Here is a 23518-nt window from a genome sequence, read left to right as displayed (position 1 = left end):
AAAATAATTATTATGAAATATATAAAATATTTAGCATTCACCATAGTAGCGCTCTTAGCGTCTTGTGATGCCGACGAGTTTTTAAACCCTTTACCTGATACCGTGGTAGTTGAAGAATCGTTCTTTCAAACGGATGCCGATGTTGAAACAGGAATTATAGGTATTTATAGTGCCCTTCAAGGGGTAAATGAGAATACCGAAACTAATATTGGTAATTTCAACAGGGGTGTACAGTTTGAGCACCTTTTGACAGAACATCGTACAGATAATACTAGAAATGCAACCTTAGAAGGTTCAAAATCCGATTTTCACAGATATGTGGTTGATGCAAACAATGTAGAATCCGAAGATTATTATGCATCAATGTACGAGGTTATTTTTAGAGCAAATAACATACTTAGATTTATTGATATAGCAGATGATAGTAATCGAGCAAAATATGCAGCTGAGGCTAAATTTTTAAGAGCATATGCTTATTTTAAATTGGTAAGGCTTTTTGGTAGTGTGCCACTGGTTACCCAGGTAGTTGGTCCAACGGACGCTGCTGCACTTTTCACCAGAGTTCCGGTGGAAGAAATCTATACTCAGATTGTGGACGATTTGCAAGAGGCTGTTAGCGTATTGGACAATACTTACAAAGGAAGGGCTTCTAAGGCAGCAGCTCAAGGTATTTTGGCAAAGGTGTATTTATCGCAACCAAGTCCTAATTATTCAGGAGCGGAGCAACTTTGCGAAGCCATCATTAATAGTGGCGAATTTAGTTTACAGCAAAACTTTTCGGACGTGTTCTATAATGAATTGAACGACGAGATTATTTTCGCCATTCAATACCAATTTGGTAATACCTTAGAAAGTCAAAGTTTTTCCTCGGAGTTTACGTCATTTTCACGTCAAGGTAGGGAAGATGGTCAAAATATTGTTAACACCAATCTAGTTGCTGATTTTAGTGCATTTGGAGGTGTTCGCGGCGCTCAATCTTTTATAAACTTAGGGAGCTCCATCGAAGTTATTAAGTTTTTACCAGAGGGATCGGATATCACTGTTTCCCCTCCAACATACGGAGACAATGCCCGTAACGCAGGCAATGATTATATAGCCCTGCGTTATGCAGATATTTTGTTATTGCACGTGGAAGCTACCATAGGTGCCGGAGCTAGTACTACAGATATTGGTGCTATTGAATCTTTTCAAAAAATAAGGGATAGAGCTTTTCCAGATACAGCTCCAAATTTGATATCAAGCGTTTCAAAAAGTGAACTTTTAACGGAAAGACGAGTGGAACTGGCATTTGAAAACCAACGCTGGTTTGATTTAATTCGATTTGGTGTTGCCAATGATGTATTGACCGCACATGCCAATGAGATGGGATATGTATATTCTGCTAGAGATTTATTGTTGCCAATTCCAGCAAGGGAAATCAATTTAAGCGATGGGCTTTTAACACAGAATCCTGGCTATTAATATTAAAATAAAAACTATGAAATATATATTAAACATATTTAGTAAAACAAAACTTTTGCTAGTAGCATTAGTTGTAACAGGCATTTTTGTGAGTTGTGTTGGTGATGAACTTTTTAGAGATGATTTACCTGGCGCAAATTCAAAGGCAGATACCGTATTTCCGGGGGCTAATTTTTCCTATGCTTCTTCTTCTGATGATTTTAGGATGATTAATTTCACCAACCTTTCTACTGAATCCTTATCATTTCAATGGGATTTCGGTAATGGAAATACTTCAACAGAAAAAGACCCTACATTTACCTTTGAGGAGGGTGAAGGCACTTACCCAGTATCTTTGACTGCTACTGATGGTAATGGTATAACAGGAACCACAACTATAGATGTTGTTGTTGCAGAAGGGCCATTCCAACCCATTATTTTAGAACCAGGTTTTGAAGACGATACCCTGCCTGAAGGTGGTGGTGACGGACGGGATTCTTGGAGAAATAATGATTTGGGGGGTGTTATCCAGATTACTGGTAGTCCAGTAACATTTGGAGATCAGGGTGCTAAGTTGCCCGTTCCTGAAGGAGACCGTATTGGTTATCAGGAAATTACTGTAGATCCTGATATGAATTATGATTTAAGTTTCTGGTATACTATGTTGAGCGGTTCTTCCGATCCTAGATTGATTGTTTCAGTATTGGGCGTAACAGAAAATGGAGGTACTTTTACTACCTTAGAGGATGTAGCCGATGGCACTATTGCTTCTGTTACCGTTACCAATGATGATGAACCAAGCGTCTATGTGCAACAAAAATTGTCCTTTAACTCTGGCGATAATAATACGGTTGCCATTTTCTTTACCAATGGGGCTGTTGAGGCTAGATTGGATGATTTTACAATCGATATAGGGGCCGAAGGGGCAGTGCCTCCTTCTGTAGGATTTAGCTCTGCACAGAGTGAAATTAACTTTTTGGAATATGCATTTACTAATTCATCTACAGGTGCGGTAAGTTACGAGTGGGATTTTGGTGATGGAAATACCTCTACTGAGGAATCTCCAACACATGTTTATGCAGAAGCTAATGTTTACACAGTTTCGCTTAAAGCCACGAACGAAGCTGGTTTGTCAAGCACACTGGAACAAACTATTGAGATTTTAGCACCGGTGACTGCAGATTTTACGTTTGAGGTAGACCCAGATAATTATCAAACATATAATTTTATGGATGCTTCAGTAGGCGCAGTAATGCTTCTATGGGAATTTGGAGATGGATTCCAGTTTACTGGGATGAATCCATCACATACATATGCTGAAGATGGTATTTATACCGTTACTTTAACAGCTTATAGTATCACAGGTAATACTGATGTCGCTACTGCGCAATTGACTATTTCTCAAGGATTTGTTGTAGAGATTCTTAATGGTGATTTTACAGATGGTACTGCAAATTGGAAACCTTCTAGTTTCACAGGCAGTAGCACTAGTGCATTCAATTCTAGTTCTGATGGAGATCCAGTGGATTATAGTGGTGTAGATACAGGTTCTAAAACTAGAGGGGCAAAATATACCAGTAGTACTACTATGGTAGGGCCACTTGAAAGTTTGGCGAGAACTTCTTCTACCAGAGCCGCATATCAGGCGATTACAGTTGAACCCAATACGCAATATGAGCTTGAATTTAGTCATGCTGTCATTGGTGATGGAAACGCCGTTTATGTTGAAATATTAGATGGTTGGTTCAGTGATGGAGCTGATGCATTTATCAGTTCTACCGTTAACGGTCCTTTAGCAAGGGGAGTTGGTAATGTTGCAAATGGTAAAGGTAGCTTCACAGTCGTTACTGATACGTTTACTTCGAATGCTAGCGGACAAGTGTCTATTTGGATTTATGCCATAACAGATGCCGATGTTTGGGTTGATAATATTAAAGTTAATGCAGTTAATTAATAAAACAATTGAATTTCAAAAACCACCTAAGCTTTAAATGGGACTAGGTGGTTTTAATTCCAGTTTAATAAAAACTATTTTAATGAAGCCCTTCCGTAAAGAAATATTAATAGCAATTTTAATAGGTTTTATATCTGTTAATGCCACTTGTCAAAAAAAGGTGAGTAGCGTTGCAGAAACGGATGTGAAAGTTGAAAAGAAAAAGAAAAAAAAGAAGAAGAAGAAGGTAAAACTTCCTAAGATTGATTTGAGTCATTGGAAAGTAACTTTGCCGGTTACAAATGATAAAGGGAAACCTTATGAAATTGAACCGCCAGAGATATTGAATTTCGCAACAAACGAAATAGCGAAACCTTACATGTACTTAGATTCTACCGATGCTTCCATTGTATTTCATGCAATGCCAACAGCTTCTAAAACAAGGAACACAAAGTACACCAGGTCTGAACTTAGAGAACAGATGGTACCGGGAGATAATAACGTCAACTGGACATTTAAAAAAGGTGGGAATTTAAAAGCAAAAATTGCTATGGAGGAGACAACAAGAGATTCTGACGGTAAGTACCACAGAACCATAATTTTGCAAATCCATGGGCGCCTAACTAATGAACAGAGAGATTTAATTGGCGCAGATGACAATAATGCACCGCCAATCCTAAAAATTTATTGGGATAAGGGTAAAGTGCGTGTAAAAACCAAAGTGCTAAAGAATATCAACGCTTCAGATACTGCACTGCTTCATGAGGAGGCCTGGGATAATGACGAGGGTTTTAATTTTCAACAGGAAGTAGGATTTAGAAAATTCACTATAGAAGTTCAGGTGTCCGATGGTAAAATGGTTGTAATTCTCAATGGGCATGAATACAAAGTTTATGAGGATATCCACATTCGTAAATGGGGTATTTTTGAGAACTATTTTAAAGCTGGGAATTATTTTCAGTCAAGGGACGAAGGATCCTATTCAAAAGTGAAGTTTTACGAATTAGAAGTAAGTCACTAAATATAATTTAACAAATGACAATTGTAAAGCCGTTTAGAATTAATTTGATGGTATTATTCCTAGGAATATTCACGTTTACTATGGTTGTTTGTTGCGAAAGCAACAGTGATGAAATCATTATTGATGACGTTCAAGAAGAAGAGGAAGAGGAGGAGATTGTTGAGGAAACAACTTATAAGCTTCCAAATATAGATTTGAATAACTGGAAGGTAACCTTGCCGATTGGTAATCCCACGGAGGTAAAACCGCCAGAGATTTTAAACTATGCAACTAATGAAACATTGAAACCATTTTTTTATAATGATTCCATTAATGGCGCCTTAGTATTTTATACGTACCCGGGCGCATCAACAGCAAATTCATCCTATTCCAGGACAGAGCTGAGGGAACAAATGGTTCCGGGAAGCAACAATACAAATTGGACCTTTGAGCAAGGAGGAAATATGAAGGGTGTTTTACAAATGGATGAGGTGTCAAAAGATGCAGATGGCAAATACCATCGTACCATAATAATGCAGATCCATGGAAGATTGACAGATGCGCAAAGGGATCTTATCGGTGAAGATGATAACAACGCCCCGCCCATGTTGAAAGTTTATTGGAACTATGGTAAAGTAAGGGTGAAAACCAAAGTCCTAAAGGATTTGAATGCCTCAGAAACCGAAATCTTAAAAACGGATTCCTGGGGAGATGATGAAGGGTTTAATTTTGAGGAATATGTTGGTTTTGACAAATTCAAACTTGAAGTAAGGGTTGAAAAGAATAGAATGGAAGTGGTATTAAATGATAATGAGTCGGTGGTATATAATGACATTCACATCCAAAAGTGGGGTGTTTTTGAAAATTATTTTAAGGCAGGCAATTATTTATCCACAACCGATGAAGGGGCTTTTGCAAGAATTAAGTATTACGAATTAGAAGTAAATCATTAGTTAGAGCTTAAAAATATATGTTTAGTTTAGTTAGTTTGAGGTTTTAGTTTTACTGGTTTGGGCCAAACCAGTAAAACTTGACCTAAACAAATGATATTCTCAACATTTTTATTAAATTTATCAAACTGGTCAACCAATAAAACATGAGGTTAAACAGAAAAAATAACCGATTCATAATTAGAGGGATAGTGGTATAGAAAACATTTAACAGCCAATTTTCTCTAGGTATAAATATAGTATATGAAGATAGAAGCAATAACATTAAACGATAATCACAAAGTTCAAAATGCCATAATCGCTAAGATTAGGGATTTAATAAACTATAAAAACCTCGAGCCTGGAGAAAAGTTGCCGTCCGAGAGAATGTTGGCCGAAAAGTTTGGGGTTACCAGAAGCAACGTTCGTGACGCCATTCAAAAACTGGAGTTTTATGGGCTTTTAAAATCCATTCCTCAAAGTGGAACTTTTGTTGCGAATATTGGGATTATAGCTTTAAATGGTATGATTGAGGATATTTTAAGGTTGGATGAACCGGATTTTAAATCATTAGTAGAAACTAGGATTCTATTGGAATTGAAGACGGCCAGCTTGGCAGCTTCAAGAAGGAACGAAGATGATTTAAAGCATATAAAAGTGACGCTTGACGCCTATGAAGATAAGGTGTTGAACAATAAAGAAGCCGTACAGGAAGATTTGCTGTTTCATTTGGCAATCGCAAAGGCAAGTGGAAATAGTACCATGAATACCTTAATGTTATCAATTACGCCAGAGATTATCACCAATTTTGAAAAGTATCATGTTTGTGATGAAAACCAAGCGTTTTTGGGTATTCAGGAACACACAGATATTTACGAAGCGATTAAAAAACAAGATCCAGCTTTGGCAAAAGAAAAAATGAAAGTCCACTTTAAGGCATTATATCAATTTTGTTATAATACTTAAGTAATATATACATCAGATAAAGTTGGGAGTGCACGCCTTGACTTTGTTTAAATATTAGTACCAGGAGGGGAGAAACTCTTCATTTGAGATTTCTTCATTGTAAAGAAATAAGTATAATATTTCAGTACAGAAACATGACTTCATTTGGTTGTGCATGGAGCGTATTGAATAAACTGAGCATTATGAAAATAAAAGGATTACGATGGTGGGTGATTACATTAATCGCGTTAGCAACGGTGATTAATTATATTGATAGGCAGGCTTTACCTGTGCTTTGGCCTGATATTGCCAAGGATTTATACCCAGATAAAACATCGGATGAGCGTAAAGGAATTTATGCTATCATCTCAACTATATTCATATTTTCATATGCATTTGGTCAAGCTATTTTCGGTAAAATTTTCGATAAGTTAGGAACAAGAATTGGATTCGCATTATCTATTGGATTTTGGTCCATTGCCACTGCATTGCATGCCTTAGCAAGGGGTGTTGTAAGTCTTAGTATTTTTCGTTCCATATTGGGTATTGCCGAAGCAGGAAATTGGCCGGGAGCCGCAAAAGGAAATGCAGAATGGTTTCCTACCAAAGAACGGGCATTTGCACAAGGTCTTTTTAATTCAGGAGCAGCGATTGGAGGTATAATCGCTTTTCCTACAATTGGATTGTTATCTGTCTATTTCGGATGGAAATACATTTTTATATTGGTTGGTATTACTGGATTGCTATGGCTTATACCATGGTGGATTTTGGTAAAATCTCCACCTAAAAAACATCCATGGATAACGGATGAGGAGCGCAAATATATTTTAACAGGACAGCAGAACCAAGATAAAGATGGAGATGGTGAATTTGATGAAGGTTATAACCCTGAAACAGGCAAAATGCTAACTCATAAAGAAAGCTGGGGCGTAATTATTGCTTCTGCGGCTCTTGACCCAATTTGGTGGCTATTTATCTTTTGGATACCAATTTACTTAAACGAGGTTTATGGGATGGATGTTAAATCTATTGGGTTTTACGCTTGGGTACCTTATGTAGGAGCCATGTTGGGAGCTTGGTTTGGTGGATTATTGGCTCAAAACCGTATTAGGGCAGGCTGGACAGTAAACAAAACCCGAAAGTTTGTAATCACACTTGGATGTGTAATTATGTTGCCGATGTTACTTGCAATGGCAAATCCTGGCGGACCAGAAACAGCTGTTGTATTTATGGCAGTTATTTTATTTGGTTTCCAAACGGCTATCGGTAATGTTCAAACGTTGCCTAGTGATTTGTTCGGTGGAAAAACAGTAGGTACATTATCGGGATTTGCCGGTATGGCTGCTAAGTTAGGTGCATTTGGGTTAACTATTATGGTACCATGGCTTACATCAGGTGGTAATTACACCCCAGCATTTGTTATTGGTGCCGCATTGGCCATAATTACAGTGGCAAGTGTTTGGGTATTATGCCCTAAAATAGAGCCGTTAAGAGAGAAGTAAATTTTTAAAATAAAAACAAGTTATAAAATTTAAGAATATGAGTAATTTAAATCAAAAAATAGCAGTAGTTACAGGTGCGACAGGAGGAATTGGTTTTCAAGTTTCTAAGCGTTTAGGAAAGGATGGCTACACAGTAATTTTAAACGGTATTGAAGATGAGGTCGGTGCTCAAAAAGTTGAAGAATTGACCAATGAAGGCATCACCTCGGAATATTACGGATTTGATGTTACAAATGAAGAAGAGGTGACTTCAAACATCAACAAAATCGGTGAGAAATATGGAAAAATAGATGTTCTTGTTAATAATGCCGGTGGTTTAGGCGGCAGGTCTAGATTTGAAGACATGACTACAGAGTTTTACAGATTTGTGATGGCATTGAATTTAGATTCAACATTTTTTGCATCAAGAGCGGCAATACCATTCCTCAAAAAAAGTGATAATGCTTCTATAATAAATTACACTTCAATTGCAGGATGGAATGCCGGCGGTCCAGGGGCTGGGATTTATGGTACTTCCAAAGCCGCCGTACATGCCATTACAAGGGCTTTGGCCAAAGATTTAGCTGAGTATGGTATAAGGGTTAATGCAGTATCCCCTGGTACAATTGACACCCCATTTCACGCCCAAATTAAATCAACAAAGCCTGAAGTTTTTGCCTCATGGAAGAACAATATCATGTTGGGAAGACTAGGGCAACCGCAGGAAGTTGCCAGTGTGGTATCCTTCTTGGCGAGCAGGGACGCTTCATTTATTACGGCGGAAACCGTCCAAGTTGGAGGAGGACAAGGCTTGGGCATATAGTTTTAAAATAGCTTACATTTGCAATTGAATTTTAAACTGTACAAATGGGTAGATTAAAAGGTAAAATAGCGGTAGTAACTGGGGGCTCTCGGGATATCGGAAAGGCGATATCAATAAAGTTGGCGAAAGAAGGTGCGAAGGTTGTGGTTAATTACTTTAACTCCGAATCCGGTGCCAATGACACGGTCAATGAGATACTGTCTTTAGGAGGTGAGGCTATAGCCGTAAAAGCAGATGTATCCAAACTTTCGGATATAGAACAGCTTAAGTCAAAAACTACTCAAGCATTTGGGAGTAAGGTGGATATTCTTATTAACAACGCTGGCGGACTTTTTGCGCGAAAAACATTGCAGGAATTGGACGAGTCGTTTTATGAATTAGTGTTTAACGTTAATTTTAAATCTACCGTTTTTGTGATGCAAGCATTCGAGTCATTAATGGGTAAAGGGGCCTCAATTATCAATTTGTCTTCGCAGGCGGCGAGGGATGGCGGTGGAGGAGGTTCCTCATTATACAGCTCCTCTAAAGGTGCCGTTATGACGTTTACCAGGGCAATGGCAAAAGAACTTGGCCCGAAGGGTATTCGGGTAAACGCGGTATGTCCAGGTTTGATCGGAACCAAATTTCACGATGATTTTACCAAAGATGAAATCCGAAAAAAAGTAGCTTCTAATACGCCACTTAGACGGGAAGGAGAAGCATCCGAAATAGCGGATTTAGTAGCTTATCTAGCATCCGAAGAATCCTCCTTTATCACCGGTAATAATCTTGATATAAATGGTGGCCTTGCATTTTCCTAAACAAAAGTGAACGATTATCCTCTTGATCTATATTCTAGCCTATTACTTGCTATCATAGGAGTTGTAGCTGGTTTTCTTAATGTAGTAGCAGGAGGAGGGTCGTTGATAACACTGCCAGTAATGATTTTTATGGGGCTTCCCCCAAATATTGCTAATGCTACCAATCGTATCGCAATACTATGGCAAAATGTATTTGCAATTGCAAAGTTTAAAAAGGCAGGGGTAATTGATTCCAAGTATAGTCTTTATTTAGGTTTGGCTGCAGTACCGGGTGCACTGCTGGGAGGATGGCTAGCCGTTGATATAAAGGGCGAGGTTTTCACCAAGATCTTATCTGTTGTTATGTTGGTAGTTGGGGCTCTCATTTTATTGGGATCTTCATTGAAGCAAAAGGGGCGTTCCTATAATCAAGGAAAAGACTTGTGGATTGGGGTGCTACTATTCTTTTTCATTGGCGTTTATGGAGGCTTTATTCATGCTGGAGTAGGATTCATAATTATTCTAGTGCTTGACAGATTGATGCAGGCTCCATTGGCCAAAATTAATAGTGTAAAAGTCATTGTAGCGTTCATTTATACGCTCGCTGTAGTCATGTTGTTTTTGTTCAAGAATGTTATCAATTGGCAATATGGCCTAACACTGGCTATAGGTACATCAATTGGAGGATGGCTTGGAAGCTATTTTTCTATAAAGAAAGGTGATAAGTGGATAAAAGTATTGTTGTTTTTTACCATAATAGCGCTTTCAGTAAAATTATGGTTCTATAATTAAGAAATGCCCCTTTAATACTAGGTTCAAAGTAAATTCATTTGTCAAGAATCTCTTCAAAATCTTATATTGATATATGGACTTTATTTTACAATTTGAGGAGTGATTTAAGGTCTTCTAAAAAGTTTGAACTTTTCCCTATTAGGGTCACAAATAATTAACCCAATCATATGTAATACAGTTGGTTGGGTTTCTGTTTTTTAAAAATTCACCTCTTTTGAATGTATTGGTTATTAGTTTATAAAAATACCTTAAAAATAAGTTATTGAGGTAAGTTTGATTATGACTAAATAGCTAAAGAGCTTCTTAAAATAAAATAGAGGAGATAATATCTGGATTAAATAAAAAGAGTTTGATTCTATGTGCAAACTATTAAATAATTTAATTAGTTATACTTCGGGGAACATTGTACTTGATATAAGTGAATCCTCTATTTCAGAAAAAGAGAGGTGTAGGTACCTTATTTATATCAAATTTTAAAAAAAATCATTCCAAAGTGTAAAATTGAATAACATTTGTGCTCTAATATGATAAGATGAATCAAATGGAACAAGAGAAACTTTTCATGGATTGGTTTGATAAATATCAAGGCGTAATTATAAAGATTGCTAGATCTTTTACTAGTAGCGCGGATGATTTTGACGATCTCTACCAAGAAATCATTATTCAAATATGGAAATCTACTGTTTATTTTAGAGGAGAGTCATCAGCAATGACTTGGGTCTATAAAGTTGCAATTAACCGAGCAACTCTATGGAAAAAACGGGAATCAAAAAGACTAGAGCTAGTAAAGTCAATTGATTTGCCCTTAACATTGCTTAAAATGGATGATGGTTATCCAGACCACTTTGAATATCTCTATGAAGGGATTAGGAAGCTTAACAAGATTGATAGATCACTGATTTTACTTGTACTTGATGAAGTGAGTCACAAGGAAATTTCTCAAATAATGGGACTTTCTGAGTCTGCAGTGGGTGTCCGAATTCATCGTGTCAAGAAAAAGCTTTTAGGATTAATTAAAAGAGATTGAAATGGAATTTGATGAAGTATTAAAAGATTGGAACGAACAAAATATAGAACCGAAATTGAATAAGCATGAAGTTCTTCAGTTAATTAATAGAAATGTCCGAAAACATACAAGAAATAACTTTTGGTTACTCTTTATCTCTGGAACTATCATGTTATTAGCCTTTCTCTCACTTTTATTTTGGGTTTATCTTTTTGTTAATATAGGTTCGGGTCAAATGCGTGAAATGGATATTTTTCCTCCATTTGGATGGTTTATATTATTTCCTTTGTACGTCTTTGCAATTAGCTTACATATCATTATTAGACATATTTCCCAAAAGAAAAAACAACGTGAATTTAACCAAACTGTAAATGGAATATTTCTTATCAGAAAAAACCAGCTAGAAAACCGAGTATCTTTCTTTCACAAACTTCCATTTATTTATCTGGGAGGGTTGCTGGTTACAACGCTTGGCCAGTTTATAACACCCGAGTTTAGTTACTTCACTAATTATTCATTACCAATAGCATTCGGGCTGTTCTTACCAGATGTACTCTTAATAGTTGTTTTGACCGTATTAACAAGAAAAAGAATAAGGAATAAATATAAGCCTCAATTATCAGAAATTGAAAAACTTCTGAAAGACATAAATTTCAATGACCAGATATGAGTAAATACTTCTTTAGAACTTTGAAGTTCATACTAATTAGTTTATCTATAATACTATTTTTCATCTTCTTTTCATTGCTATGGAATTACTTAAATGGAGATGTACTCCCTAATGCGGATCATTTAAACCCTGTGTCCACAGAGATATATGATGATCGCTATACGGATCATATAAAAAAAGCCAAAAATATTCTTAAACAAAGAAGCCAAAAATTTCATGCTCCTGGATATTCTATTAGTGTTGGGGTCAACAATGAAGTTGTATGGTCTGAAGTTTATGGATATGCCAATCTTGAAAACCAGTCACCACTCACTATCCGATCTAAATTTCCAATAGGTAGTTTATCCAAGCCTTTGACAGCTACAGCTACTATGAAGCTTTGTGAAGACGGAGTGATAGATTTACAAACAGATATTTGTAATATTGTTCCAGAATTCCCTAAAAAACCTTACAAGATTTCTTTAGAACACCTACTTTCTCACCGGTCGGGCATTCGGCATTACCATACCAAATTTAAATGGCCACCACCTTATTTTACTATTGATCTACATGTGGGTGATGACTTTTCGAACTCAGAACAAAGGCTTGGTCTTTTTTCCCATGACAGTTTGTTATTTCAGCCAGGAACTGAATATAGCTATAGTACATTTGGGTACACTCTAGTAGGAGAAGCAATGGCCAAAGCTGCTAATGTGAATTTCTTAGATCTTATGGATGCTTTGATTTTTGAACCATTAGGAATGTCATCCACAGGTGCAGATTATATTGACAAGCCTGTAAGTGAAAGAGTGACAAGCTATAACAAAACTATAATAGGAAAGCGGGTAGAGATTGCCCCGGATGAGAATTGTAGCTATAAATGGGCTGGAGGTGGTTTTCTATCTACATCTACGGATTTAGCAAAATTCGGACTGGCATTAATGAACGGACAAATAATAAAAGACTCAAGCTTTAAGTCCATGCTTCGGCCAATAAGTCCATATGAAAATTCACCGTTTCCCCAATTTCACGGTATGGGGTGGAACTTTTATAAATTAGCTTCAGGAAATACGCTTGTTAATCATGGTGGGTCACCAACTGGTGGACAGGCCAGTATGGTAATGATTCCAGAAGCAAAAGTGGTGGTGGTCATCTTGACAAATTCCTATATTTATGGTGCGCTACCATTGAAAATGGTCGCAGCCAAAATTGCACAAGAATTTGGCAAAAGTCTAAAAAATAATGTTCCTGATAAATAATGTTTGTTGCTTAATAGTTTGATAATCAAGTTTTTGAGATTTACATGCTAGCGATAAATTAATTTAATCAGATTTCAGAATTAGTTTAATATCATCAATAAAGTTTGAACTTTTCCCGCTTAGGGTCACGAAATACAAAGACTTCCATGATTGGAGGTCTTTTTTTTAGAAACTAATCCAACGCATTTTTCGTAACATACCAGCGCCAACCAATTATGGCCATTTGTAGTTTATTGGCCTTGGCTAAATCTAATTTCCTTTTTGAATAGCTTGGGAGTACAGCTTTGTTAACCTTCGCTAAAAATTTAAAAACTTGCTTTTTCACCTGAAATGTTGTTAAAACAAAAATAGTAAAACTTATTCTAGACTAAGTTTTACTTTTTTTTGGGTTTAGAACATTGAAATAATCAAAAGGATTATGTCAATGACAAATTTGGCAAGTGTTATCATATTTTTGCGGGTTTTAAAGGGTTAATAATTGTGCTGTTTTTTGAAGATATATATTTGACTGAATGTCCACCAAACGTTTTCATGAAAATCGATAAATTTGCATACGGAATTGTAAGTGAAAAAATGATATTGATTTCGATATGAATGTGACTTTCTTTGATATTGTTTCAAAAACAAACTGTATAAGGTTGTTTTTGTTTCAGAACGAAAGAATTATAGGGGTTTTTGGAAGTGTTTTTTTAAAACCAAGGGGTTTTTGATTATAAAAAGTGTCTTTTTTGATGATTTCATCTTTTTCAAAAGAAAGATATGCAAGTAGAGTGACTTTAAAACAGATTTGTTTTTATGTGTCAATTTTTAATAAGTATCAATTATTTTTTTTCAATTAAACTAATAAAGTTCAACAACAAACACATGACTATTTTTATTGTTGTTTAACTATAACTTTGGTTTTAAATAAAATAAAAGCAGTACATATTTTTATGTACTGCCTTAAAACCCTTGCAGAATAAATTTTATTATTTGCCAAAAATGGCTTCACATCTATATTTATCCTTATCAACGCCAACGCCACATTCCCATTGTTCTAAGGGGGGACTTCACCATCAACGGCTATTTTATACACTAGATAATTATCTCTCATAAGACCTCACATTTCAATTTCTTTATCCGTATAGGTAATTAGACGTTTAGAGCTATCCTCTATATTTACAAATTTTGGTCCCTCAGTGTGGTTATCATCTTTCATATAAGTACCATTAAGAGTGATTGTGCCACTTATTTCTACTCCGATAATTCTATCGGCTTCAGTAGAACAGGCTGTTAGAATTACACAGATAAAGATTAGGGTAATTTTAAATGAAGTTTTCATGTTTAGGTTAAGTTTAAAATTTGGACAATGAATTTTAAGGATTGATTCCACATTTCATTGATGAATTTGCAGTTATTCGTTGAATGAAAACAATGATTGGTGTTTTATCGAATGTATTATCAAGTCAAATCATAATAAAAGGATTAATAATTGTTGAATCTTTAATATTATCTTCGCAAAAAAAAAGTGTATGAGTATCCTTTGGGTCGTCCTTGGTTTTGTGTTATTGGTAATTGGTGGGGAATTTTTGGTGCGTTCGTCAGTAGCACTTTCCTTTAAATTCAATATCTCAAAAATGGTAATTGGGATGACGGTGGTATCCTTTGCGACTTCTGCTCCAGAATTACTAGTAAGCCTTCAAGCCGCACTTTCGGGTTCGCCTGCTATTGCAATAAACAATGTGGTAGGCTCAAATATTGCCAATATAGGTTTGGTTTTGGGGATCACTGCATTGGTTGGGCCAATTATGGTGGATAAGTCCTTTTATAAATTGAACTGGCCTGTAATGATGGTCTTCTCAATTGCCCTGTATTATTTTTTGATTAATGATGATGTTTTGACTGCCCTTGAAGGAGGCGTTCTGTTATTAGGGCTTATAGGGTTTTTGTTTGTGCTGATTAGAAGTACCAGAAAAGATGCAATTCCCGAGGAAGTGGATGAATCATTGGCCGTTGTTTCAAACTTCAAAATCATTTTATGGTTGTTGATTGGGGCGGCCTCACTTTATTTTGGAAGCGAGTGGTTGGTGGATGGCTCTAAGGAAGTGGCTCGTGCAATAGGTGTAAGTGAAGCCGTAATTGGCGTTTCTTTAATAGCCATTGGTACTAGTGTTCCCGAATTGGCAGCATCGGTTATTGCGGCGGCCAAACAGGAAAAGGCAATTTCTTTGGGCAATTTAATCGGTTCTAATATATTTAATATTGGTTCTGTTTTGGGGATGACCGCATTGGTAAAACCAATTCCAGTGACTGAACCTCAAATACTCACCAATGATATTTTCTGGATGCTAGGGTTTGCGGCGGTATTAATACCAATGATATTTCTGCCCAAGCAGATGCAGATTAGCAGATTTAAAGGCTTCTTTTTGGTTCTGGGTTATGGCATTTTTATGGCTATAGTGTTTTCAAAATAAAAAGCCCAAAATGCTTTGCATTTTAGGCTTTCTGTCAGTTTTTAATGTAGTCAATTAGTTCCTGAAAATCGTCTGTTTTCTATCTGGCCCAACCGAAACAATGGTGATTGGTGTCTCCAGTTCCTTTTCCAAGAATGCAATGTATTCATTAAGTTCCTTTGGCAATTCTGAAGCCTCGGACATTTTGGTCAAATCTTCACTCCAGCCTTTAAAATCGGTATAGATTGGAGTCACATTTTCGGGTTCGATATTATACGGTAAATGTTTGATGACTTCATCTTTGTAATTGTATGCCGTACATACTTTTAAAGTCTTAAAACCAGAAAGTACATCGCCTTTCATCATCATCAATTGGGTAACGCCATTTACTTGGACTGCATATTTTAGCGCCACCAAATCCAGCCAACCACATCGTCTTGGGCGACCAGTGGTAGCACCAAACTCATGCCCAACTTTTGCCATGGTTTCACCATCTTCGTCAAACAATTCTGTTGGGAAAGGGCCAGATCCAACACGGGTTGTATAAGCCTTAAAAATACCAAAAACATCACCAATTTGGTTAGGAGCAACCCCCAAACCTGTACATGCACCTGCCGCAGTGGTATTGCTTGAAGTTACAAAAGGATAGGTCCCAAAATCGATATCCAGTAATGAGCCTTGGGCACCCTCTGCCAAAATGGTTTTGCCTTCGCGTTGAGCTTGATAAACGTATTCCTCAGAGTCAATAAACCTTAAGGATTTCAAAACCTTTACGGCTTCAAAAAACTCGGTTTCCAATTCCTTTAAATCGTATTCAATGGCGGCATCGTAATAATCAATCATGGATTCATGTTTGTCTGCCAGAGCTCTGTAGCGTTCCTTCCAATCGCTTAACTCCAAATCACCAATACGAATGCCATTTCTTCCCGTTTTATCCATGTAAGTTGGTCCAATGCCTTTTAGCGTTGAGCCGATTTTGGCCTTTCCTTTTGAAGCCTCACTGGCCGCATCCAGAAGTCTGTGGGTTGGTAATATGATATGTGCTTTTCTTGAAATCAATAGCGATTTTCTGAAATCCACATCTTGCTCTTCAAGTTTATCTAATTCCTTCTTAAAAATTACAGGATCAATGACTACGCCGTTACCAACCAAATTAATAGCGTCGTCATGAAAAATCCCAGAGGGAATAGTATGCAAAACGTGCTTCCGTCCATTAAAAACCAAGGTGTGTCCAGCATTTGGCCCTCCTTGAAAACGTGCAATAATATTATAGTTTTTGGTAAGAACATCAACAATTTTTCCCTTGCCTTCGTCTCCCCATTGTAGTCCTAGTAGTAAATCTACTGCCATTCTAAAATAAATTTGTTAGTTGTTTTTTTCGGTGTTAGCCTCTGAAGATTTGCGGTTCCCGTAAAAATATAACGAGTGGTTGTTAATTTCGATATTGAATACCTCCTCAATCGTTTTTTTGATAGATTGAATTCTGGGGTCGCAAAATTCAATCACTTCACCAGTATCGGTGAGAATCACGTGGTCGTGTTGTCTATCAAAATAGGATTTTTCATAATGTGCCTGATTTTGACCAAATTGATGCTTTCGTACCAAACCGCATTCTAAAAGCAATTCAATTGTATTATAAAGGGTGGCCCGCGATACCCGATACTTTTTATTCTTCATATTCAGATAAAGCGACTCGATATCAAAATGCTCCGTACTATCATAAATTTCCTGGAGTATAGCATAGCGTTCGGGTGTTTTTCTGTGCCCGTTGCTTTCCAAAAAGTTGGTAAAAACGCTTTTTACAATCTCTTGATTTTTGCTATCTGTTGTGGAACCCATAATTGCGAGTGCAAATTTACATTTTTTATACTCTTGACACTTTATCTATCCCATTTATTTTTTCGAGTTTCGCTAATAATTTTCGTAAAAGAGCCTTGTTTTTCACAATGACTTTGATTTTCCCTGTGAACAAGCCGTCATCCGTTTCAAAACTAAGGCTTTTCATATTTACGTGCATGTTGTCTGAAATGATTTTGGTGATATCATTTACCAAGCCCAATTGGTCAATCCCTGATACTTTGATTTCGGTTGCATATTCCTGCTGGCTGGAGTCTATCCATTTGGCCGGCATAATACGATAGGCGTAGTTAGATTGAAGGCTCAAGGCATTTGGGCAGTTGTTTTTATGCACTTTAATCCCTTCAGAAACTGTTAAAAAACCAAAGACGTCATCTCCTGGAATGGGGTTACAACAGTTGGACAGTTTGTAGTCCAGTTTTTCCTCTTCTTTATTGAAAACCAAGGAGTCGTAATTGGAAGTAACCTCTTCTTTTTCAATGTCTTCCTTCGGAATGGTAGTCTTTTTGGTAATACGGTTTTTAAAAAAACTAACGAAGGCGTTGCTTCTGGAGGAGGCAAAATCCTTTAGCATTACGTTGTCAATAGAACCGATTCCAACTCGGTAGAACAAATCCAGACTTGTCTGTAGCTTAAAATGGCGAACCAAATCGTTAACCGTTGATTCATTTAGAATAATTTTCAGCTGCTTTAGTTTTCGCCTTAAAATCTCCTTGCCCTCTTCTCCAATTAATTTTCGGTCTTCACGCAGGGCAGATTTAATTTTTGCCCTGGCTCGAGCCGTGGTGGTGTAATTCAACCAGTTGGCATTGGGTTTGGAGCTTTCAGAAGTTACAATTTCAACTTGGTCTCCGCTTTTTAGTTCGTGGCTTAAGGGGACGAGTTTTCCGTTAACTCTAGCACCTCGGGTATGCATGCCTACCTCGGTATGTATATGAAAGGCAAAATCTAGGGATGTAGCTCCCTTAGGCAACGATTTTAGCTCTCCTTTCGGAGTAAATACAAATATTTCTTGCGAGTAAAGATTGAGTTTAAATTGCTCCACAAAATCTACGGCATTAACGCTTGGGTTTTCCAAAGCTTCTTGTAATCTGTTAATCCAACTCTCTAGATTATCTTCCTTTTCGTCTTCTTGTTTGTATTTATAGTGCGCGGCATAGCCTTTTTCGGCAATTTCATTCATGCGCTCACTCCTAATCTGAACTTCAACCCACCTGCCTTTTGGGCCCATAACAGTGATATGCAAAGCCTCGTACCCTGTCGATTTTGGTGAAGAAATCCAGTCTCTTAATCTGATTGGGTTTGGCCTAAAATGGTCTGTAACTATGGAGTATATTTTCCAAGCCAAAAACTTTTCGTTATGATCTTCACTTTTGTATATAATCCTAATGGCAAATTTGTCATAAACCTCATCAAAAGATACGCCCTGGTTTACCATCTTTTTACGTATGGAAAAAATGGATTTTGGCCTTCCTTTGATAGTGTACTTAAAGTCTTCCTTGTCCAAGGAATTTTTGATGACACTGCTGAACTGTTCGATGTATTTGTCCTGTTCTTCCTTGCTTTCCTGAATTTTGTTGAGAATGTCGTTATATACCTCTGGCTGTGTATATTTCAACCCTAAATCTTCAAGTTCGGTTTTGATGTTGTAAAGGCCAATTCTATGCGCTAAAGGTGCATAGATATAAAGGGTTTCCGAAGCTATTTTCACCTGTTTGTCGGGACGCATGGCGTCCATTGTTTGCATATTGTGCAGGCGGTCAGCTATTTTGATAATGATTACCCGGACATCATCATTTAAAGTCAAGAGCATTTTCCTGAAATTCTCGGCCTGTAGGGACACATCCATGTCCTGCTCCTTGCTCAAAGAAGAAATTTTGGTAAGACCGTCCACAATGCGGGCTACGGTTTCGCCAAAAAGTTGCTCGATATCGTCAATGGAGTAATCATCGCAATCCTCCACTACATCGTGAAGTAGGGCAGCCGCAATAGAGGTAGCGTCCAGCCCAATTTCCTGCGCCACTATTTTTGCCACCGCAAGCGGGTGGAAAATATAGGCCTCACCAGATTTTCGGCGTTGGTCCTTATGGCCGTCCAATGCCACTTCAAAGGCTTTTCTGATGAGCTTTTTGTCCTCAGCCGTAAGCGTCGTGTAGCTTACTTTCAGTAACTCTTTATAGGCTTTGGCAATGGCCGCGTTTTCTATTTCAATCTCTTCCTCTGTCATCGAATAAAAATAATGCAAACAATATTAATAGCCAATACAGATGTTTAACTTTTTTCTTAGTCTACTTTGCCTAAGAATGAGGTGAGTTTTTGAACTGCTTTCCCACGATGGCCAATATCGTTTTTTAGTTTTAAATCCATTTCGGCAAAGGTCATGTCGTGCCCTTCCGGTTTAAAAATAGGGTCGTAGCCAAATCCTTTCTCTCCTTTTTTTTCTGAAGTAATTTCACCTTTACAAATACCCGTAAATATGTGAAGTTTTTCATTTAGGTATAAAGCGATAACAGTTTTAAATTGCGCGGTGCGATCTGATTTGTTCTGTAGATTTTTTAGCAATAAATCCATATTGTCGTTGGCGTCACGTTGCGCCCCGGCATATCTTGCTGAATATACCCCAGGTGCTCCGTTAAGAGCATTTACCTCCAGCCCGGTATCATCGGCAAAGCAATCAAAACCATAGTTTTCCTTGATGAATTCTGCTTTTTGGACGGCGTTGCCTTCAATGGTGTCTTGGGTTTCTGGAATGTCCTCAAAACACCCTATATCCTTCAAACTTAATAACCGAATGTTTTTAGGTATTAAAGCTTGTACCTCCTTAAGTTTATTTTGATTATTTGTGGCAAAAACAAGTTGCATTATATCAATTAAAAAATGAAACTAAAAGTACAATTATAATGATTCATATAAAAAGTACTAAATTAGTTTATGGAATAATTCAATAAAAATCAAACCTAAAACCATTCAAATGAAACAAAGCATAAAAACAGGAGTTTTATCGTACGGAAAATCAGGAAGCCAATTTCATTGTCCGTTTTTAGAATTACATTCCGGATTTGATTTGTATGCTGTTTTAGAACGTACAAAAAAGAAAGCTAAGTTAGAATATCCAAATATTATAAGTTATGATTCAATTGATGCATTTTTAAATGATCCTGAGATTGAACTTGTTATTGTGAATACACCAAGTGCCACGCATTTTGAGCTTGGATTAAAAGTAATCCAATCGGGAAAGCATGTTGTTATGGAAAAACCATTCACTGTAACTTTAGATGAAGCCAAAACACTTTATGAAGCAGCTGAAAAGCATAATCGCCTTATTTTGCCATATCAGAATAGGCGCTATGACAGCGATTATTTATCAGTGAAAAATGTTTTAGAATCAGGTAAACTGGGTGATTTAATAGAAGTACATTTTAGATATGACAGGTATGTTTATGCGCTGAGTGATAATCCCTCTAAAGAGTCCCCCGTTCCAGGAAATGGTGTTTTGTATAATTTAGGATCTCATGTTATTGATGCGGCGATTTCCTTATTTGGTGACCCGATAGCATGGCATAAATCTTCAGGACAATTTAGGCCCAATACCCTAGTGGATGATTACGCATGCGTACACCTAAAGTATCCTAGCGGGTTGCATGTATGTATCACCGCAAGTCTCTTGGTTGCTGATCCTATGCCAGCGTTCGTTTTATACGGAAAAAATGGTGCTTACGTAAAGGAGCGGACAGATGTGCAAGAAGATCAAATACAAGCGGGAATAAAACCCAATGATCCGTTGTATGGTATTGAGGCAGATGATAAGGAAGGTATACTGACTTATTATGAAAATGGGATTAACAAAGTACAAGAAAAAATTCCCTCCCTACGGTCTACCTACTTGAATATTTTTGAAGACGTTTTTCAAGCTATCAGAAACAATAAACCTTATGTGGTAACAAAATCTCAAGTTTTAAAGCAAATAGAGATCCTTGAATAGTAAAGGTTGTGAAATTTTATAACTATTTTATGACTTTTGTTCTGTCCTCTTTTGCAAGAAACCACTATTTTTAGATAAGAATTAACAATTAAAAGAAAACGGATTATGACAGTAAATTTTCAGTATGTAGATGTAGATGTAAGTGAAACTCTTTCTGGTTTCGCTGAAGAAAAATTAGGTAAATTGTTTAATAAATACGAATTTTTGATAGGTGCCATAGTGTACTTTAAACAGGACGAAAAAGACCATGATGCAGGGAAAATATGTAATATTGAATTGAGCCTTCCGGGGCCTAGAATATATGCCACGTCAAACGAACATAATTTTGAAGTTTCAGTTAGAGAAACCATTAAAGATTTAGACCGACAGCTTAAAAAGCGTAAGCAGGTTTTTAAGACGCATTAAATATTGATGGTAAACAGAGAATAAAAAGATGGCCTGAACATTAGTGTTTTTGGCCATTTTTTTTGTCTTTGATTAAGTATTACTGACTTTGACTGTTAATTGATCGCTTACCGATGATGATACGGTTCGTTCCTCAAAATTGTGAACCCTCGATATAACTGCTCCACAAAAAATAAGCGCACCATTTGATGGGAAAATGTCATTTTGGATAATGATAGTTTCCCATTCGCCTTTTTATAAACGTCTTCAGAAAATCCATAAGGTCCCCCAATAGCATACACCAATTGTTTGATGCCCGAATTCATGTGTTTTTGTAGATGTTTTGAAAATGCAATGGAATCTAATTGTTTGCCGTTTTCATCTAAAAGCACCAAAACGTCTGTTGAGTTAATCTGCTTTAAAATGAGTTCGCCTTCCTTCTGTTTTTGTTCATTTTCGCTGAGATGTTTCGTCTTTTTTAAATCGGGAATGATGTCAAATTCAAACTTTACATAATGCCCAAGCCTCTGCATGTAAAGTTCGATTAGCTCTATAAGTTCCTTATTATCAGTTTTGCCAATGGCAAGTAATTTTATGGTCATAGCCCCAAAATTACAATTTCATTTTTTACGATATTCATATTATAAGTCTTAAAAACTAAAAAATTCGTAATTTCCAGTTCCATTTATTATTTTTGCGCAAATTCCCTAGTATGATTACCAAAGAATATTTTGAAAAAGAAGTAGCATTCATCATCGAAAACGCTATAAGAGAGGATGTTGGCGATGGCGACCATAGTTCGTTGGCCTGTATTCCAGAAAATGCAAGAGGAAGGGCAAAATTGTTGGTAAAGGACAAGGGCGTAATTGCGGGAGTAGCTTTCGCAAAGCGTGTGTTTGAATACGTGGACAAAAAACTTAGGGTAGAAATTAAAATTGAAGATGGGACACCGGTATCCTATGGCGACATCGTATTGTATGTTGAGGGGCCTGCGCAATCCATTTTAAAAGCGGAAAGAACGGTACTCAATGCCATGCAACGTATGAGTGCAATTGCCACTAAAACTAGACGATTTGTCACCCTTTTAAAAGGTACGAAAACACAAATTTTGGACACCCGAAAAACCACACCGGGCATACGTGTCCTGGAAAAATGGGCGGTAAAAATCGGTGGAGGTGAAAACCATAGATTCGCGCTTTATGATATGATTATGTTGAAGGATAACCACATCGATTTTGCCGGTGGCATCACCAAAGCCATAGATATGACGAAGGAATACCTTGCAACAACAGGAAAGGATTTGAAAATCATGGTAGAAGCCAGGGATTTGACCGAGGTTGAGGAGATTTTAAAAAGTGATGGCATCTATCGTATTTTGATCGATAATTTTGACTATGAGGACACTAAAAAAGCGGTTGAACTAATCGGAAACAAGTGCCTCACGGAATCCTCTGGAAACATAAATGAAACTACTGTAAGACATTATGCAGAATGTGGCGTGGACTTTATTTCCTGTGGTGCGCTGACCCATTCTGTTCACAATATGGACTTGAGCTTAAAGGCAGTCTAAACAGATAGGAAGTATTCCTTTTATTTAAGTAACAAATGCGCTTTAGTGCTACTTATTTTTAATACCAAATAAATTAGAAAATGCAATATAAGATGGGCAGTTGCTTTCTTTTCTTATGAAGCTGAAAAATGCTTGCATAGCAATGGCTACGTAAGTATTTTTTCAATGAAATAATAGAAGAAATGAACGAGCAGATTAATTGTATTTTTTGGTTTTTTTGGTATAACTTGCATCACGTAAGTTGAAACAGTAAATCC

At 36.9% G+C, this 23518-nt stretch carries 23 protein-coding genes; 16 read left to right on the top strand and 7 right to left on the bottom strand.

Going from position 1 to position 23518, the window contains the following annotated elements:
* Positions 1-12: 12 nt before the first annotated feature.
* From H7U19_RS12190 to H7U19_RS12135, 12 genes are all read left to right on the top strand, one after another.
* Positions 13-1461, top strand: a complete 1449-nt coding sequence (locus tag H7U19_RS12190) for a RagB/SusD family nutrient uptake outer membrane protein (RefSeq protein ID WP_186562776.1) — start codon at positions 13-15, stop codon at positions 1459-1461.
* Positions 1462-1477: 16 nt separating this feature from the next.
* Positions 1478-3394 (top strand): PKD domain-containing protein, encoded by a 1917-nt coding sequence (locus tag H7U19_RS16990; protein WP_186562773.1) that lies wholly within the window; start codon positions 1478-1480, stop codon positions 3392-3394.
* Positions 3395-3476: 82 nt separating this feature from the next.
* Positions 3477-4394, top strand: a complete 918-nt coding sequence (locus tag H7U19_RS12180) for a polysaccharide lyase family 7 protein (RefSeq protein WP_186562771.1) — start codon at positions 3477-3479, stop codon at positions 4392-4394.
* A 14-nt stretch (positions 4395-4408) separates the two neighbouring features.
* Positions 4409-5326 (top strand): polysaccharide lyase family 7 protein, encoded by a 918-nt coding sequence (locus H7U19_RS12175; protein ID WP_246454800.1) that lies wholly within the window; start codon positions 4409-4411, stop codon positions 5324-5326.
* A 240-nt stretch (positions 5327-5566) separates the two neighbouring features.
* Positions 5567-6268 carry a FadR/GntR family transcriptional regulator gene (locus tag H7U19_RS12170; protein WP_186562769.1) on the top strand — a complete coding sequence of 234 codons (702 nt, stop codon included), beginning with the start codon at positions 5567-5569 and terminating at the stop codon, positions 6266-6268.
* Positions 6269-6450: 182 nt separating this feature from the next.
* Positions 6451-7749: an MFS transporter gene (locus H7U19_RS12165; protein ID WP_186562767.1), complete on the top strand. Its 1299-nt coding sequence runs from the start codon at positions 6451-6453 to the stop codon at positions 7747-7749.
* A 37-nt stretch (positions 7750-7786) separates the two neighbouring features.
* Complete coding sequence (locus H7U19_RS12160; protein WP_186562765.1) at positions 7787-8551, top strand: SDR family NAD(P)-dependent oxidoreductase; 765 nt, start codon at positions 7787-7789, stop codon at positions 8549-8551.
* 44 nt (positions 8552-8595) lie between these two features.
* Positions 8596-9351 (top strand): SDR family NAD(P)-dependent oxidoreductase, encoded by a 756-nt coding sequence (locus tag H7U19_RS12155; RefSeq protein WP_186562763.1) that lies wholly within the window; start codon positions 8596-8598, stop codon positions 9349-9351.
* Positions 9352-9357: 6 nt separating this feature from the next.
* The gene (locus H7U19_RS12150; RefSeq protein WP_186562761.1) at positions 9358-10122 is read left to right on the top strand and encodes a TSUP family transporter; all 765 of its coding nucleotides are present in this window, start codon (positions 9358-9360) and stop codon (positions 10120-10122) included.
* A gap of 532 nt (positions 10123-10654) precedes the next feature.
* On the top strand, positions 10655-11149 hold the full coding sequence (locus tag H7U19_RS12145; protein WP_186562759.1) for an RNA polymerase sigma factor: 495 nt from the start codon (positions 10655-10657) through the stop codon (positions 11147-11149).
* Position 11150: 1 nt separating this feature from the next.
* Positions 11151-11798, top strand: coding sequence for a hypothetical protein (locus tag H7U19_RS12140; protein WP_186562757.1), 648 nt, complete (start codon positions 11151-11153; stop codon positions 11796-11798).
* Positions 11795-13036 carry a serine hydrolase domain-containing protein gene (locus tag H7U19_RS12135; RefSeq protein ID WP_186562756.1) on the top strand — a complete coding sequence of 414 codons (1242 nt, stop codon included), beginning with the start codon at positions 11795-11797 and terminating at the stop codon, positions 13034-13036. The genes H7U19_RS12140 and H7U19_RS12135 overlap by 4 nt, the downstream gene beginning before the upstream one ends.
* 172 nt (positions 13037-13208) lie before the next feature.
* On the opposite strand, the gene H7U19_RS16895 is transcribed toward H7U19_RS12135, so the two are convergent.
* Together H7U19_RS16895 and H7U19_RS12130 are read right to left on the bottom strand one after the other, a co-directional pair.
* Positions 13209-13361 (bottom strand): SsrA-binding protein, encoded by a 153-nt coding sequence (locus H7U19_RS16895; protein ID WP_343069102.1) that lies wholly within the window; start codon positions 13359-13361, stop codon positions 13209-13211.
* Positions 13362-14135: 774 nt separating this feature from the next.
* Entirely contained in the window at positions 14136-14357 is a 222-nt protein-coding gene (locus tag H7U19_RS12130; protein ID WP_186562754.1) for a hypothetical protein, read from the bottom strand.
* Positions 14358-14547: 190 nt separating this feature from the next.
* On the opposite strand from H7U19_RS12130, the gene H7U19_RS12125 reads away from it, so the two are divergent.
* Entirely contained in the window at positions 14548-15489 is a 942-nt protein-coding gene (locus H7U19_RS12125) for a calcium/sodium antiporter (protein ID WP_186562752.1), read from the top strand.
* A 54-nt stretch (positions 15490-15543) separates the two neighbouring features.
* Here the strand turns inward: H7U19_RS12125 and H7U19_RS12120 are convergent, their stop codons facing one another.
* The 4 genes from H7U19_RS12120 to H7U19_RS12105 are packed head-to-tail and all read right to left on the bottom strand — an operon-like array spanning position 15544 to position 20187.
* The gene (locus H7U19_RS12120) at positions 15544-16818 is read right to left on the bottom strand and encodes an adenylosuccinate synthase (protein WP_186562750.1); all 1275 of its coding nucleotides are present in this window, start codon (positions 16816-16818) and stop codon (positions 15544-15546) included.
* A 15-nt stretch (positions 16819-16833) separates the two neighbouring features.
* Positions 16834-17307 carry a Fur family transcriptional regulator gene (locus tag H7U19_RS12115; protein WP_186562748.1) on the bottom strand — a complete coding sequence of 158 codons (474 nt, stop codon included), beginning with the start codon at positions 17305-17307 and terminating at the stop codon, positions 16834-16836.
* A gap of 25 nt (positions 17308-17332) precedes the next feature.
* Positions 17333-19552: a RelA/SpoT family protein gene (locus tag H7U19_RS12110; protein ID WP_186562746.1), complete on the bottom strand. Its 2220-nt coding sequence runs from the start codon at positions 19550-19552 to the stop codon at positions 17333-17335.
* Between the two features lie 56 nt (positions 19553-19608).
* Complete coding sequence (locus H7U19_RS12105) at positions 19609-20187, bottom strand: non-canonical purine NTP diphosphatase (protein ID WP_186562744.1); 579 nt, start codon at positions 20185-20187, stop codon at positions 19609-19611.
* Between the two features lie 109 nt (positions 20188-20296).
* On the opposite strand from H7U19_RS12105, the gene H7U19_RS12100 reads away from it, so the two are divergent.
* Together H7U19_RS12100 and H7U19_RS12095 are read left to right on the top strand one after the other, a co-directional pair.
* The gene (locus H7U19_RS12100; protein ID WP_186562742.1) at positions 20297-21307 is read left to right on the top strand and encodes a Gfo/Idh/MocA family oxidoreductase; all 1011 of its coding nucleotides are present in this window, start codon (positions 20297-20299) and stop codon (positions 21305-21307) included.
* A gap of 105 nt (positions 21308-21412) precedes the next feature.
* Positions 21413-21712 carry an HPF/RaiA family ribosome-associated protein gene (locus tag H7U19_RS12095; RefSeq protein WP_186562740.1) on the top strand — a complete coding sequence of 100 codons (300 nt, stop codon included), beginning with the start codon at positions 21413-21415 and terminating at the stop codon, positions 21710-21712.
* A gap of 107 nt (positions 21713-21819) precedes the next feature.
* Here H7U19_RS12095 and rlmH read toward each other — a convergent pair whose 3' ends face one another.
* Complete coding sequence (gene rlmH / locus H7U19_RS12090; RefSeq protein WP_186562738.1) at positions 21820-22293, bottom strand: 23S rRNA (pseudouridine(1915)-N(3))-methyltransferase RlmH; 474 nt, start codon at positions 22291-22293, stop codon at positions 21820-21822.
* Between the two features lie 110 nt (positions 22294-22403).
* On the opposite strand from rlmH, the gene nadC reads away from it, so the two are divergent.
* Positions 22404-23261, top strand: a complete 858-nt coding sequence (gene nadC / locus H7U19_RS12085; RefSeq protein ID WP_186562736.1) for a carboxylating nicotinate-nucleotide diphosphorylase — start codon at positions 22404-22406, stop codon at positions 23259-23261.
* Positions 23262-23518: the final 257 nt, after the last annotated feature.

Origin of the sequence: Hyunsoonleella aquatilis (assembly GCF_014270105.1) — a bacterium.
GTDB lineage: Bacteria > Bacteroidota > Bacteroidia > Flavobacteriales > Flavobacteriaceae > Jejuia > Jejuia aquatilis.
This window is presented reverse-complemented; position numbering and strand designations above follow the sequence as displayed.